Annotated in this window: 14 protein-coding genes; 8 read left to right on the forward strand and 6 right to left on the reverse strand. The window is 60.8% G+C overall.

Annotated elements, in window-relative coordinates; translation table 11 throughout:
- The first annotated feature begins 154 nt into the window (after positions 1-154).
- Complete coding sequence (locus ACK3R5_RS06150) at positions 155-1,552, forward strand: PAS domain S-box protein (protein ID WP_411968391.1); 1,398 nt, start codon at positions 155-157, stop codon at positions 1,550-1,552.
- A gap of 87 nt (positions 1,553-1,639) precedes the next feature.
- Here the strand turns inward: ACK3R5_RS06150 and ACK3R5_RS06155 are convergent, their stop codons facing one another.
- Together ACK3R5_RS06155 and ACK3R5_RS06160 are read right to left on the reverse strand one after the other, a co-directional pair.
- Entirely contained in the window at positions 1,640-2,170 is a 531-nt protein-coding gene (locus tag ACK3R5_RS06155; RefSeq protein ID WP_411968392.1) for a PH domain-containing protein, read from the reverse strand.
- Complete coding sequence (locus ACK3R5_RS06160; protein ID WP_411968393.1) at positions 2,167-2,856, reverse strand: PH domain-containing protein; 690 nt, start codon at positions 2,854-2,856, stop codon at positions 2,167-2,169. The genes ACK3R5_RS06155 and ACK3R5_RS06160 overlap by 4 nt, the downstream gene beginning before the upstream one ends.
- Positions 2,857-2,992: 136 nt before the next feature.
- Between ACK3R5_RS06160 and ACK3R5_RS06165 the strand changes: the two genes are divergently transcribed.
- The 5 genes from ACK3R5_RS06165 to ACK3R5_RS06185 all read left to right on the forward strand — a co-directional run bounded on the left by ACK3R5_RS06165 (position 2,993) and on the right by ACK3R5_RS06185 (position 8,136).
- Positions 2,993-3,478, forward strand: a complete 486-nt coding sequence (locus ACK3R5_RS06165; protein WP_411963183.1) for an Lrp/AsnC family transcriptional regulator — start codon at positions 2,993-2,995, stop codon at positions 3,476-3,478.
- Entirely contained in the window at positions 3,475-4,626 is a 1,152-nt protein-coding gene (locus tag ACK3R5_RS06170; RefSeq protein WP_411968394.1) for a pyridoxal phosphate-dependent aminotransferase, read from the forward strand. Before ACK3R5_RS06165 ends, ACK3R5_RS06170 begins: the two co-directional genes overlap by 4 nt.
- An 87-nt stretch (positions 4,627-4,713) precedes the next feature.
- Positions 4,714-5,139, forward strand: coding sequence for a universal stress protein (locus tag ACK3R5_RS06175; RefSeq protein WP_411963185.1), 426 nt, complete (start codon positions 4,714-4,716; stop codon positions 5,137-5,139).
- Between the two features lie 135 nt (positions 5,140-5,274).
- On the forward strand, positions 5,275-5,982 hold the full coding sequence (locus ACK3R5_RS06180) for a hypothetical protein (protein WP_411968395.1): 708 nt from the start codon (positions 5,275-5,277) through the stop codon (positions 5,980-5,982).
- A 51-nt stretch (positions 5,983-6,033) separates the two neighbouring features.
- A complete protein-coding gene (locus ACK3R5_RS06185) occupies positions 6,034-8,136 on the forward strand; it encodes a hypothetical protein (RefSeq protein ID WP_411968396.1) in 2,103 nt (700 codons plus the stop codon).
- Here the strand turns inward: ACK3R5_RS06185 and ACK3R5_RS06190 are convergent, their stop codons facing one another.
- From ACK3R5_RS06190 to guaB, 4 genes are all read right to left on the reverse strand, one after another.
- Entirely contained in the window at positions 8,137-8,277 is a 141-nt protein-coding gene (locus ACK3R5_RS06190; RefSeq protein WP_411968397.1) for a hypothetical protein, read from the reverse strand. It abuts the gene before it with no gap.
- Between the two features lie 178 nt (positions 8,278-8,455).
- A complete protein-coding gene (locus tag ACK3R5_RS06195) occupies positions 8,456-9,046 on the reverse strand; it encodes a response regulator transcription factor (protein ID WP_411963189.1) in 591 nt (196 codons plus the stop codon).
- Positions 9,047-9,212: 166 nt separating this feature from the next.
- The gene (locus ACK3R5_RS06200; protein ID WP_411968398.1) at positions 9,213-10,286 is read right to left on the reverse strand and encodes a TrmB family transcriptional regulator; all 1,074 of its coding nucleotides are present in this window, start codon (positions 10,284-10,286) and stop codon (positions 9,213-9,215) included.
- 145 nt (positions 10,287-10,431) lie between these two features.
- Positions 10,432-11,928 (reverse strand): IMP dehydrogenase, encoded by a 1,497-nt coding sequence (gene guaB, locus ACK3R5_RS06205; RefSeq protein WP_411963191.1) that lies wholly within the window; start codon positions 11,926-11,928, stop codon positions 10,432-10,434.
- A gap of 612 nt (positions 11,929-12,540) precedes the next feature.
- Here guaB and ACK3R5_RS06210 point away from each other — a divergent pair.
- Together ACK3R5_RS06210 and ACK3R5_RS06215 are read left to right on the forward strand one after the other, a co-directional pair.
- Entirely contained in the window at positions 12,541-13,461 is a 921-nt protein-coding gene (locus ACK3R5_RS06210; RefSeq protein ID WP_411968641.1) for a DUF5794 domain-containing protein, read from the forward strand.
- 42 nt (positions 13,462-13,503) lie between these two features.
- Positions 13,504-13,890: a secondary thiamine-phosphate synthase enzyme YjbQ gene (locus ACK3R5_RS06215; RefSeq protein ID WP_411963192.1), complete on the forward strand. Its 387-nt coding sequence runs from the start codon at positions 13,504-13,506 to the stop codon at positions 13,888-13,890.
- Positions 13,891-13,892 lie beyond the last annotated feature (2 nt).

Here is a 13,892-nt window from a genome sequence, read left to right on the forward strand (position 1 = left end):
TATCGATTCTACGACACGTATTCACAGGGGACCCCGATTCTGTGGTGGTGAGCGGCCCGGACAGGGTGGATATTATCAAATTCTATTCCTGTCCCAAAAGTACTATTTACTGGACTCTCGCGGGAGGTAGTAACGGAAACACAGGAGAGTTTGGATGGACACTCGTGAACGGGAGATGCACTTCGCTCAGGCACAAGAGATTGCTGACGTCGGGAGTTGGCAACTTGACCTTACGGTGGGCGAACTCGATTGGTCCAACGAGTGTCACCGCATCTTTGGGATTTCGCACGACGAGACGGTGACCTTCGAGCGGTTCATGGACCGCGTCCATCCCGATGACCGCGAGTACGTCGAGACGAAGTGGACCGCCGCACTCGACGGAGAGCCGTACGATATCCAACACAGAATCGTCGTCGACGGCGAGACGAAGTGGGTCCGCGAGAAGGCTGAACTCGAGTTCGACGGGGACGGAACGCCGCAGAAGGGCATCGGCGTCGTCAAGGACATCACCGAGAACAAAGCCCGCGAACGGAAGATTCGCGAACAGAAACGACGCTACCAATCTCTGTTCGATAGCATCCAGGATGCCATCCTCGTCGCGGACGACGAAAGGAACGTCGTCAACTGTAACTCGGCGTTCACCGACCTGTTCGGCTACGAGTTGGCGGAGATGAGAGGGAACGACGTGACGCACATCTACGACGAGCACACCGAGTCCGACGTCGTCGAATGCGCACTCGACGGGAGCGGCGACGACACCAACGTCGCCACCACGGTTCAACTCGAGAAGAAATCCGGGCAGGTGTTTCCCGCCGACGTGACTATCTACGAGCGTCAGCGTGGGAGCGGCGAGTCGAACGGGTTCGTCGCCCTGATTCGAGACGTTTCAGACCGCGAAGATAGGCTCAACCAGATGAAGGTCATCGACAGAGTGCTCCGACACAACCTCCGCAACGACTTGAACGTCATTCAGGGACTCGCCGAGACGGCCGAAACATCCCCCACCGAGTTCGAAGCGGTGAAGATTGTCGACACGTGTCAGAAACTGCTCCGGACGGCGTCGAAGTGGCGAGAAATCACCTCGTTTCTCTCGTCGCAACCGAAGAAGGAACCGCTGGACGTCGTCCCCATCGTCGAGTCTGTGGCGTCGAGAACACAGGCCCGCCACCCACAGACGGACGTGGTCGTCGAGTGCCCAGAGCAGTGTCGGGTCGTCACGACACCGGCGCTCGGCACCGCACTCGAAGAACTCGTCCAGAACGCAGTCGTGCACTCCTCTCGGGACGACGTCTCCGTCACCGTACAGGTCGAACCCGGCGAGACGACAGGCACGATTCGGGTTCTCGACGACGGCGACTCGATTCCGGAGATGGAACAGCGCGTCCTCTCGTGGGAGCAAGATATCGAACCGCTCTATCACGGGAGCGGGATGGGCCTGTGGCTGGTAAACCTCGTCGTCCGGCAGTCGGACGGCGTCCTGTCGTTCGAAGAGAACGACCCGAGCGGAAACGTCGTGACCATCCGACTCCCGAGTTATGCACCGGACGAGTGAACGAGAAGACGGGGGAGTCAGCGGTCACAGCAGAGAATTCGACGCCAGAAGGTGAAACCGAGAGCGACTGCGCGAGAGAACGGACGGTTATTCGAGGGCCGTCCGGAGTGACCGAATCTCGTCGAGGACGGCGCTCCACTGTTCGACGGACCCCGGAATCCCTTCGTCTCCGAGTCTCCGGTCGATTATCTCGCGGACTGCTCGGGGGTCGTCGATATCTTCGAACTGGATGCGTCCACCACCGGCCGCTTCGGCGGAGATGGTTCCGTACCCGAATATCGACCCCGTGATGCCCTGTGTGAACGTGCTGTTTTGCACCCGAGCGAGTGAGACGCGCTGGACGCTCTGCGAGAGGACGCCCGTCTTTCGGTAGAGTGCACGGTTGGTCACGGCGAAGCGCGTGTTGGTGACGCGGGCGTACGACCAGAGCGGAACGGCCACTCCGACGATGCCGACGACACCGACGAGTAGTACGTCCGAGACGACTGCGGCGGCGATTGCACCGGCGAGGACGACGACGCCCACGACGACAGCGGGGAGAATCGTCTGGATACGTGGTCGCCCCGTCCAGACGACTGTCTCGTCTGGGCCGCGTGCCATCCACTCGTCGACGTTCATCGGCCGTCGGTCACCGAGGCATCGAAGTCGAAGTCGTTCTTCTCGGCGTCGTCGTCCGCCGCCGATTCAGTGGACGGCGAAACCGTCTCGGTCACGTCGTCGGCAGTCTCCTGTAGCGTGTCGTCGTCACCTGCTCGCGACCCGACACTGTCGCCTTCGACTGCCGCCCGAATCGCACGGAGTTCGGTGAGGATATCGTCGAGGATGGCCGCCTTCCCACTCGCGTCCGCCGTCCGTTCGCCGCGACGTTTGATTCGCTCGTTGACGAGCGTCTGCAGGGTCTGTGGGTCTGCCACACTGTCGAAACTCATCTCGATACCGCTCCCGCCGGCGGTGCTGATGTTCACAGCGCCGTACCCGAACTGCGCGCCGAGGAACGACTGACTGTACGACGTGTCCTGTACCTTGTCGAACTCGATGCGCTGGACGTTCCGCGAGAGGACGCCAGTCTTCTTGTAGAGGGCGTCGGAGGTGACGACGTAGTTCGTATTCTTGAACGAGAGATACCCGGCGACGAGGATGGGGATGCCGACGAGGAAAAGCGACAGCGGGATACCCACGACGAGCACGGGGACCAGACTGTAGGGATGGGGCGTATCCGCCCACATGACTTCTTCGTCGGCGTCGAGTGTGAGCCAATCGAAATCGGCAACGTCGATTTCGTCGACGTCGAATTCGGTCTCCATGTCGGCATCCACTCCCCCACACTGGAATAGTTTTCCGCACCCCGGCGGCGATGGTGGGTGGTCACGACCCGTGGTTCTCGTGACAACACGCCCCGCTTGAGCAAACAATATGAATGATGCCCGCAACCAACCCCTCATGGACAAGCAGTCACTGCTCGACTTGCTGCGTCGCGACGCTCGAGAGAGTGTAGACGACATCGCCCGACAACTGGGCGCAGACGCCGATGCAGTGGCAAAAGCGCTCGACGAACTCGAAGCCGACGGGGTCGTTCGCGGCTATCAGGCGGTCGTCGACTGGAACAAAGTCGACGAAGAACGCGTCCGCGCACAGGTCGAAGTCGACGTCGAACTCGACCGTGATACGGGGTACGACCAGATTGCCCGCCGTATCGCGCGGTTCCCCGAAGTCGGGACGCTTCGACTCGTCTCCGGTGACTACGACTTCTTCATCGAAGTCGAAGGCGACTCGATGCAGGACATCTCGAAGTTCATCTCCGAGCGCATCGCCCCCCTCCCCGAGGTCACGAAGACGGTGACGCACTTCGTGATGGACTCGTACAAGGAGGAGGGTATCGAACTCGGTGACGGTGACGACGACGACCGTCTCTCTGTGTCCCCATGACGTTCGGAGACCACGTCGCTGACCGCGTCGAACAGGTGCCACCCTCCGGTATTCGACGGTTCTTCGAACTCGCCGAAGAGATGGACGACGTCATCTCTCTCGGTGTCGGCGAACCGGACTTCTCCGCGCCGTGGGCCGCCCGAACTGCGGCCATCGACTCGCTCGAACGCGGGAAGACCTCCTACACGTCGAACCGAGGGATGCGCGAACTCCGCGAGGCCATCGCCGAGCGCGTCACTCGATACGGTCAGGAGTACGACCCCGACGACGAGATTCTCGTCACGACCGGTGCGAGTGAGGCGGTGGACCTCGCGTTCCGGGCGTTCGTCGACGACAGCGACGTCGTGGCCATCCCCCAACCGTCGTACATCTCGTACACGCCGGGTGCACTCTTCGCCGGCGGCGACCCGCTTCCGGTGCCGACACACGCGGAAGACGAGTTCAAACTCACGCCCGAGGCACTCTACGCGGCCGGGGCCGACGAGGCGGACGTGCTCGTGCTCTGTTACCCGAACAACCCGACCGGTGCGGTGATGACCGACGAGGAACTCTCGGACGTCGCCGAGTTCGTGCTGGAAAACGACCTCGTCGTCCTCTCGGACGAGATTTACGCCGACCTTCGGTACGAAGACGACCACGCCTCCATCGCGACGCATCCGGGGATGCGCGAGCGAACCATCGTGTTCAACGGGTTCTCGAAGGCGTACGCGATGACCGGACTGCGTCTGGGATACGCGATGGGACCGCCGGAAGCTATCGACGCGATGAACAAGATACACCAGTACGGCATGCTCTCCGCGCCGACGACGGCGCAGTACGCGGCGCTCGAAGCGTTACAGTCGTGTGACGACGAAGTCGAGGAGATGCGACGCGAGTACGACCGGCGACGGCGATTCGTCATCTCTCGGTTCAACGAGATGGGGATGGACTGCTTCGAGGCCAAAGGCGCGTTCTACGTCTTCCCCGAAGTGCCGGACGGCGACGACGAAGCGTTCGCCGAGGGGTTGCTCGAAGCCCAGAACGTCGCGCTCGTCCCGGGGAGCGTCTTCGGTTCGGGTGGCGAAGGCCACCTCCGCGTCTCGTACGCGACGAGCATGCGAGAACTCCGCGAGGCGATGAACCGAATCGAAGCGTACGACAGCACCTAAGCGCCACCGAAACGCCTTCGGACAGTCCGTCGTTCCTGTCTTTCACTGTGCGAAGGATTCACACGCATCGGGCACGAATATCTCCGTATGTACGACGATATCTTACTCCCGATTGACGGCAGTTCGACGGGGGAGCGCGCGCTTCCGCACGCGTACGAACTCGCAGAACAGTACGACTCGACTGTCCACGTACTGTTCGTCGTCGACGACACCCGTGACAGCGTGAGCGTCATGGGTGGGCCGGTACTCGAAACACTCGAACAGGAGGGACAGAGCCTCGTCGACGAGTTCGTCGCCCGTGCCGAAGACCACGGTATCGAAGCGACCGGTGCGGTGGTTCGGGGGGCGCCGTACGAAGCAATCGTCCAGTACGCCGAGGAACACGGTATCGACATCATCGTGATGGCGACACACGGTCGGACGGGCGTCGAACGCGTCCTGCTCGGGAGTGTGACCGAACGCGTCGTCCGAACAGCGTCGATGCCGGTGTTGACTATTCACGGCGACGAATGAGGCCAGTCACAAAGGGCGCACGTCGCACACTGACTGGTCGATAGAACAGCGTTGAAAGAGTATGTCAAGGGGTGTCACATTCTGACATTCCAACACGCAAAGTATTATTAAATATGGTTTCGTCGTTGAGAACGAATGGTCTCGAGAGGAGATACTGACACCTCCGCCGCGGAGGACACGTCCACATTCCAACTCAGACTGGACGACCTCAAGCGACGCGGAAGTTCACTCCTCGTCGTCGGTTCCGTTCCAAACGAACTCTACTCTCGTGCATCGAGGCAGATGCTCGGCGCGCCGACAGAACCGCGTCGCCGACTCACCGTGATGAACGAGTCCGCGTCTCTAGACTCTCGTCTCCACCCATCGATTCGCCGCTCTCCGGAGTGGACGCGCGTGATTCGGTATCAGACGCTCGAACGGAGTGCCGCCGCCGCGTCGGCGGGAGGAACGCCGATTCAGTCGGCGTACGAACGTCGCGTCAACGGTGGCCTCGGCCGACTGGGTTCCGAAATCTCCAAAGATATCGAGAACTTCGACAGTCTGGCCAACGGCATGTCGCCAGCGGAACTCCGCGTCGCGTTCGACGCCCTGCCGTCGCTTCTCGCGAATTACGAACGGAAGGAAGTGTTCCGGTTCCTGCACGCGATGACGGCCCACGTGCGTGCACAGAAGGGGATGGTGCACGTCTGGTCACCCGGTGACAGAACCGACGAGGTAAACAGAATGCTGGCACCGCTGTTCGACGCCGTCGTCGAGTTAGACGTCGACGGACAGAACGCGAGACAACGCTGGCACCTCCGAGATATCGACGTCTCGTCCGGTTGGTTCCCCTTGGAAGACTGAATTTCAGTTGACCAATACGTTTTTTACCTCGAATCGTGTCACGTACACACAATGGATAAGTCCGGGCAGAGTATACCGTCGCCCGAGTCATCTACCCTCGAGGTAGGATTTTCGCTCCCGGAAGATGGCACTGGGGTCGTCGTTCGGGACAACGTCGAACGCCACCAGTTCCTCTTGCAAACCCCGTCACCGGTCGCTCCCGAACCAGCAGACGAGCGCCGGTTTTCTCTTCCGACGGACGCCGCCGTACGAATCGAGACGAGTCAACTCGCCGTCGCAGCGAATACAGTGGTCTGCGTCCGCGACGAATCGGGGACGATGCTGGCACAAATCGACCAACAGGGTGCAGAGCAGTTCGGGTCGGGGACGTTCAGCATCGAACTGTTCGGCCCGGTCAAGACGTATCTCGAAATCGAGGGGCCGTTCGCTATCGACGCCCAGCCACTCGAAACTGTCCTCTCGTTGGACGAGACGCAACCGATATTCGTCGGTGCACGCTCGTCGCACGAAAGCCCGGCGACCACAGTGACGACGTCAGACGACCCACTCGACTTGATGCGTGCAGTCTCGGTGTTCAGTTCGGCGCTCAAGACGACGAGCGTCGAGCGGTCCTATCCGACCCTCCGTGGCCACCCGCCGCTCCTCGAACTCGGTGACGAACTCCACATTCCGGACGGACTCACCGTCCCAGAGACGGGTGTCCGCATCGAACTCCCGCCGACGCACCGCCACATCTTCGTCGCGACACCATTGGCGTACTATCTCGGTGCGAAACTCGTCCCCGGGGAGGAACCGAGACTCGTCACCGAAGACGGGTTCGTCCACGAGTTCGGCGGCCCACTCGGGTTCGAAGAGAGCGTCGCTCGCACACTCAAACAGACGTTCTTCCTCGACTGCGTGGTCCGGACCGAAGGCATCTACGACGTCGAACTCCACGAACGACGAATCGTCGAATCTCGAACCGGCATCGACGTGTCGGGGCTGTACGACGCGTCCCTCAGCGAGCAGTTAGCGTCCTACTTCGAGGTACCGTACGAGAGTGTCTCCGACATCATCCCCGAGTGGAAGTTGACGACACACGTCGCGCCACGGGCGGACAACATCGAACTACTGCCGTTCGTCACGAACGACCTCGCCGTCGTGCGGACGCCGTCCGGAACGGAAGTCCCGCACTCTGCGGTGCAGGCCGCCATGGTCGACGACTTCCTCCGCGACGACATCGTTCGGAGCGCGGGGGCGACGCCCGCGAGCGAGACGTACGTTCGGCCGCGTTCGACGGACTCCGTCGAACAAGCGTGGATTAGCGACGGGACACCGGTCGGTGCGAGTAAGACGACGCCTGCGGCGTATCGCAACCGTCTCCAGCGCGAACCGACCACGGGCGACATCGCCATCACCGTCGTCTGTAACGACCAGAAGATGCTCGCAGAGAGCGACATCGTCGACGACGTCTACGGGTCACGGAACGGACTCTCGTTCGAGGTGGATGCGCACTACAACCTCAGTCGTGCAGAGCTTCGTGAGATACTCGCGGAACCGACCGACTTCCTCCACTACATCGGGCACATCGACGAGGAGGGATTCCAATGCCGCGACGGAAAAGTCGACGCAGAAACGCTCGACCACGTCGGAACGGGGGCGTTCTTCCTCAACGCGTGTCAGTCCTACGACCAGGGCCTCGCACTCGTCGAAGCAGGTGGCATCAGCGGCATCGTCACGCTCAGTGAAGTCATCAACAGTAAGGCTGTGAGCGCTGGAAGAACGATTGCACGCTACCTCAATCGTGGGTTCCCACTCCAGACGTCGCTGCAACTCGTCCGAGAGTATAGCGACGTTGGCCACGAATACGCTGTCGTCGGGGATGGAAGTCTCTCGGTCGTACAGGCGGAAAGTGGCTTCGCGATACTCTGCAAGGTAGACCGTGTCGAATCGGATACGTACGACCTGACCTACAGGACGTATCCGACGTCCCGCTGTGGTCCTGGCTCGTTGGTCCGCCCTGCGTTCCCCGGTCAACAAAAATATCACCTCGGCTCTCAACAAGTCACGGAGTCGGGCTTTTCCGAAGCAGAGCTCAGGGACTTCCTCTTGTTAGAACAGATTCCGGTCGTCTACGAAGATACAGTCTACTGGAACAACGAATTTCTCTCGTGATTACGGACCGTAGATGTAGGATGAATTTCCGGCAGCGACACTCCCTGCCTGCGAGAGCAGGAGGGTGAGGGTGAACAGGACGCCCATCATACGGGGGTTCTGACGCAGGTACGAAACCATCGTGTTGGATTCTTCGGCCATGTACACTTCCATCGAGGAGCGACTGCGAAATATAATTTTTCGAGTAAATCTGATATGAAATAAACTTAATTAAGTTAGCATCTGCTGTAAATAATTTGAAACGGCCGTCTACAGGTCCCCTACGGTGGGAATTCGGTGTATACGAGAGAAATTGGTCCCCGGAACGCCCACGACACCGTCAGGAGTCGTTCGTCTCTGTCGGGTCGCCGATGTCGCGGTAGACTGCAGAGAGTCCCTTGTTGTCGTCGAGTTGACCCAGTGTCTCGTCGAGTTCGCCCCTGAGTTCGGCAAGCTGGGCTGTGAGTTCCTGATACTCTCGGTTGTCTTCGAGGGTCGCCTCGTCCTTTTCGGATTCGAGGAGGGCCTTCTTCGAGGCGAGAGAGAACAGGTCTTGGATTCCGACGTCGTAGGTATTTCGCAAGATGAGATTAGAGACTGTATCGGTCAGTGCTTCCCGAGAGACCGGTTTGACGAGGTAGTCGTCGAAACCCATGGCGATGATGTCGAAGTCCGGTTCGACAGCAGTCACCATCGCAACCCGGCATTCGAAACCGCGGTTGCGAATCTCTGCGAGCGCCTCGTCACCCGAGAGGTCGGGCATCCGACGGTCGAGGAGAACAACGTCAACCTCGTCGTCGAGTTCGTCGAGTGCCTCTCGGCCGCCGTAGGCGACACGAACGCGATAGTCGTCCCTAAGCCAGGTTGCGTACAGATCGGCGAGGTCAGGCTCATCTTCAACGATGAGCACTAGGGGCTGTTCTGCACTCATTGGTAGTGTAGTGGTGTTCCGGGAACACTCACGAAACTGAATGTCGTGTGGTGGTATATCAAAATACCCCTTGGTGAGTGTGCCCGGTGTTTTCCCGTAATGGATATGTGAACCCGGTGTTGTTATACATTCCGGCGAAGCTGACTCTCCGCTTTCGGTGACCGCGCTACGATATCGCCTCGACGGTGATGCGGTTCGCTTCGATTTCCTCTAACACTGCACCCCATCCGCCGACGGTGTACGTCTCGTCGTCCGTCTCGATGGTGAGACACACTTGGCCTGCGAGTTCGGAGAACGAAAGCGTCTCTTTCGGCGCTGAAACCGCCGTGTAGTAGATGTCCGTCAACTCCCCGACGAACTCGATGGGTTCCCGGTCGTCAGTCTCGACGCCATCGACGCGGGTGATGACACGTTTTCCCGCCTTCAGTAACGGTTCTGTGTCCTGGACGAAGTGTCGAATGTCGGTGTAGACGCGAGGTGGGTCGGGCGTCTGTGCCGTGTAGGCGACGTCCCACACCTCCCACAGGGCGGTCTGGAAGTACCAGTGAAAGACGTAGGTGAGGGTGTAGTCGTCGACGAGGACGCCGTACTGGTTCACAGAGTCGGCGTGCGGGGCGAAACACGCGCCCGTCCGGTCGACGATTGCGACGAACGGCGTCGGGAGCGTCCGTCGTCTGACCTCGGACGTCGCACCCGAAAACAGGCTTTCGTCGATTTCCGGCAGTTCGTTCCCCCGGTTGGGGTGGAGTGAGACCTTTATCAACGCCCCCTGTTCGTACGCTTCGGTGAGCGCGGGACGGAGCGCTTCGAACTGCTCGGGCGTCGCCGAGAGTTGGACCTCGCTGGACGCGTCTCGAATCAGCTCTTCGGCGCGGTTGAAGACCGTCTCGAACCGCTTTACGATACTGAGCATGTGACGGTCGACGGCCGGTTGTTGCCACCGCGTCTCTATCTCGCCCGCCGCTTCGTCGAGCTGGACAGCGCGGTTCTTCAGGTCTTCCATCACCGACGCCGGGTCACACGCTCGCGCGTGCAGGCTATCCTGTTCGTACGTCTCGATATACCCCTTCGACTCGAGGTCCCGAAGTACGTCGTAGATGCGTGCTGTCGGGACAGCACACGCATCGGCCAGTTCTGTCGCACTCGCTGCACCAAGCTGGAGGAGGGCTACGTAGGCCTCTGCTTGATATTGGGACAATCCAGCGTTTCGAAGAGCGGTGCGGAGCTCCGCGGAATCCATCGCTTACTGGATGCACAACATACGTCCCTATTAATTATCCCTATATTCTCGTCCCCGGAGAACGTCTCATCGACGTTCAGGACTGCAGGATAGTCTCCTCTCGACGAATAGCGACTGACGGTGGAAAAGCGAACGGCGTTCCGAGTTACTCGTTCGGGCTGTAGTTCGGTGCTTCGTCGGTAATCATCACGTCGTGGGGGTGACCTTCGGTCTGCCCCGCAGACGAGACGCGGACGAACGAGGCGCGTTCTTTGACCTCTGGAATCGTCTCTGCGCCGACGTAGCCCATACCGGACTGCATTCCGCCGACGAGTTGGTGGAGTTCGGACGCGAGCGACCCCTTGTAGGGTGTCGCCGCCTCGACGCCCTCGGGGACGTACTCTTCGTCGTCGTCGTCCTCTTTGAGGTAGCGGTCGGCACCACCGGACTGCATCGCACCGACAGAGCCCATCCCGCGGTACTGTTTGTACTTCTTGCCGTTCATCGTGATGACACGGCCTGGTGCTTCGTCGGTCCCAGCGAAGTAGGACCCGAGCATGACGGCGTCGGCACCGGCGGCGATGGCCTTGATGGCGTCACCAGAGTAGCGAATACCTCCGTCGGCGATGACGGGGACGCCGTACTCGGAGGCGACGTCGGCGACTTCTGCGACGGCCGTAATCTGCGGCATACCGGACCCGGAGACGACGCGCGTCGTACAGATGGACCCGGGACCGATACCGACCTTGATGCCGTCGGCGAAGTCGACGAGTTCCGCTGCTGCCTCGCGCGTACCGACGTTACCGACGACGACGTCTGCCTCGACGGTCTCTTTGATTTCGCGGGCGGTGTCGATGACGTTGAGGTTGTGCGCGTGAGCACAGTCGATGAAGATGACGTCGGCACCGGCCTCGTCGGCTTTCTGTGCGCGTTCGCGGTCGAACGGACCGACTGCGACACCACAGACGAGACGCCCATCGTCGTCGCGGGCGGCGTTTTCGTGCTCACGACGCTGGAGGATACCCTGCATCGTCACGAGGCCGACGAGGTGGTTGTCGTCGTCGACGATGGGGACGCGCTCTATCTTGTGGTCGTACATGAGTTCGAGGGCCTCACGGGCGCTCACGTCGCGCGTCGCCGTGATAACCTCGTCCGTCATCGCTTCGCGGACTTCGTCGGACTCGCCGACTTCGAGGTACGGACGGATGTCGGTGCCGGAGATGATGCCGAGGACGATGTCGTCGTCGTCGACGACGGGTGCGCCGGAGACGCCGGCGCGTTCCATCATCTCGTCGACGTCACTGACAGTCTGGTCGGGGTTCGCCGTCACGACGTCCTCACGGCGGATGACGAGTTCGTCCGCGCGCTTGACGCGTTCTATCTCGTGGACCATCTGGTCGGCGTCCATGTTTCGGTGGAGAACACCGATGCCACCTTCGCGGGCCATTCCGATAGCCATCCCACTCTCGGTGACAGTGTCCATCGCCGCAGAGAGAATCGGGATGTTGAGTTCGACGTTCTTCGAGACGCGCGTCGAGACGTCGGCGTCGTCGGGTTCGACGCGACTCTCCATCGGTCGGAGCAGTACGTCGTCGAATGTGAGCGATTCGGGTACCCGTAGCTTTTCGGTATAGGGTTCTCGGTCAGGAACGTCGTTCGCCATATCAAGCGTGGTTGCGGCGACGACAAAAGGGTTGCGAGATAGCACGGGCGTGTTGATGTATCGCAAACAGATGGAGAGTATATACAGATTCGTGGATACACTCGCCACGTGAGGCACGACAGTTTCTCGCCCCCACGTCACTGTCTAGCGAGACACAAGTCCGTCGTGAATAATCACCATATTCACGAACGTGTGACACAGTATCGTAGGTCGAGGGGCGAAATTATCGAAGAATCGTAGCCCCTTATAAAAACGACGCCACTGATGTTCGTGTCCCATGCGGTCGTATCCCACACAACGTTTAATAGTCCTGTGCTAAATCTATCGTGTATGGACTCCACGTGTCCCGCTGCATCGCGTATTGCCGGTCAACCGACCACCGACTCCGGCATTCTCTTTACACAGATGTGGCAGACATTTAAACGGGAGTTCAATAATGGGCAGAAAGGACACACTGTGCGACACCTTCGTACGCCACTGTCCGAATTGCGTCCATATCGCCGCTTGGGCCATGGTGAAGGCCAGTAATATCGAATGAGTGTCTCACGTCACCCAGTCGCCCTTCGTCTCGAGCAGCAGGTCGGCGGTGCCACCCGTCTGCTCGCGACGGTCATGGGTCTCCCCCTCGTAGACGGAATCTTCCCCGCGCTCATCATCGCGGGTGCGATGACCACTGCGTCCGGCGACCCGTCGATTACCGGCATCCTCCAGACCGGTCTACTCATCTTCGGAGGGTCCGCCACCGTCGCGGTCATCCTCGCAGAGATGGACGGCACGCGCCGCGAGCAGTTGACGTCCATCCTGCTGCTCGGTGCGCTCCTCATCCCGATTGCCGTCGCCGAGGCAGCAGTCGCAGAGACCATCGAGACGCTCCTGAACTTCGAGGTGTTCCACCGCTTCGCTGGCCTCGTCATCCTCGCCATCGCGGCGAAGACGGCGTCGTCGAAGGTCGGTGAGTATCTCCCCTCGCCGAGCGTCATCATCGGACTCGGCCTCGTGGCGAGTTTCAACCCGTCGGGCTTCGAACTCATCGTCAACCCCGACACCACGCGTCTGCTCAGTGCCGGTGCGGCCGCCGGAACCGGTGTCGCCTTCGCCGGGTCCGTCGCACTGTTCGCCCCGCGCCTGCGTGGGTCGGTCGATATCGACCTGTTCCGCTTCGGGAGTTCGGTCGCACTCGGCATGCTCGCACTGGACGTGCTGGGCCTCATGCCGACGAAGGCACCCGTCGCGCTCGGCGTCCTCGGCGTCACGGCACTGTTCGCCTTCGACCCTGCGGGGTCCAGCGAGGCAGACGACGAACTCGACGGCCTGAGCGTCACTGACGGCCCCGACTCCTCACGGACGGTGGCTTCCGGGGCCGTCGCCGACGGTGGCGACGACATCACGTCCGACGACAGCGTCGAGGCAGACGTCGGCGACGACGACGCCGTCTACGACGACTCGTCGCAGGATGCGAGCGACGACGACGACGCCACCGAACCGGGCTACGGCTACCCCGGTGAGGATGGCTCACGCGCGCCGTGGCTCTAATCGCGGGCCGAATTTTTCTCCCCGTGTGACGAAGTTCGTCACATGCGTACCACGTTCGACGTTCGAACTGAGCGTCGTCTCCAGACACTCGACGTGACAGACCGCGTTGCGGACGCACTCCCCGACGACTACGACGGCGTCTGTACCGTCTTCTCGCGGCACACGACGACCGGAATCTGTGTCAACGAGGCCGAATCCCGTCTCCTCGGTGATATCGAGTCACTGCTCGCACAGGCCGTCCCCGACGAGGGATGGAGCCACGACGAACTCGACGGCAACGCGGATTCACATCTGCGCGCACTGCTCGTCGGCAACGGCATCTCGATACCCGTCGTCGGTGGTGAACCTGACCTCGGCCGCTGGCAGTCGGTCATCCTCGTAGAGTGCGACGGCCCGCGGACGCGCACTGTGACCGTGGCGACGCCGTAACC

The organism is Haloferax sp. YSSS75 (assembly GCF_046764215.1).
Classification (GTDB): Archaea; Halobacteriota; Halobacteria; order Halobacteriales; family Haloferacaceae; genus Haloferax.

Bases quoted from the DNA above. Each gene is read 5' to 3' on its own strand.
- ACK3R5_RS06150 (WP_411968391.1), top strand. From the start codon at position 155: ATGGACACTCGTGAACGGGAGATGCACTTCGCTCAGGCACAAGAGATT.
- ACK3R5_RS06155 (WP_411968392.1), bottom strand. From the start codon at position 2,170: ATGAACGTCGACGAGTGGATGGCACGCGGCCCAGACGAGACAGTCGTC.
- ACK3R5_RS06160 (WP_411968393.1), bottom strand. From the start codon at position 2,856: ATGGAGACCGAATTCGACGTCGACGAAATCGACGTTGCCGATTTCGAT.
- ACK3R5_RS06165 (WP_411963183.1), top strand. From the start codon at position 2,993: ATGGACAAGCAGTCACTGCTCGACTTGCTGCGTCGCGACGCTCGAGAG.
- ACK3R5_RS06170 (WP_411968394.1), top strand. From the start codon at position 3,475: ATGACGTTCGGAGACCACGTCGCTGACCGCGTCGAACAGGTGCCACCC.
- ACK3R5_RS06175 (WP_411963185.1), top strand. From the start codon at position 4,714: ATGTACGACGATATCTTACTCCCGATTGACGGCAGTTCGACGGGGGAG.
- ACK3R5_RS06180 (WP_411968395.1), top strand. From the start codon at position 5,275: ATGGTCTCGAGAGGAGATACTGACACCTCCGCCGCGGAGGACACGTCC.
- ACK3R5_RS06185 (WP_411968396.1), top strand. From the start codon at position 6,034: ATGGATAAGTCCGGGCAGAGTATACCGTCGCCCGAGTCATCTACCCTC.
- ACK3R5_RS06190 (WP_411968397.1), bottom strand. From the start codon at position 8,277: ATGGCCGAAGAATCCAACACGATGGTTTCGTACCTGCGTCAGAACCCC.
- ACK3R5_RS06195 (WP_411963189.1), bottom strand. From the start codon at position 9,046: ATGAGTGCAGAACAGCCCCTAGTGCTCATCGTTGAAGATGAGCCTGAC.
- ACK3R5_RS06200 (WP_411968398.1), bottom strand. From the start codon at position 10,286: ATGGATTCCGCGGAGCTCCGCACCGCTCTTCGAAACGCTGGATTGTCC.
- guaB (WP_411963191.1), bottom strand. From the start codon at position 11,928: ATGGCGAACGACGTTCCTGACCGAGAACCCTATACCGAAAAGCTACGG.
- ACK3R5_RS06210 (WP_411968641.1), top strand. From the start codon at position 12,541: ATGGGTCTCCCCCTCGTAGACGGAATCTTCCCCGCGCTCATCATCGCG.
- ACK3R5_RS06215 (WP_411963192.1), top strand. From the start codon at position 13,504: ATGCGTACCACGTTCGACGTTCGAACTGAGCGTCGTCTCCAGACACTC.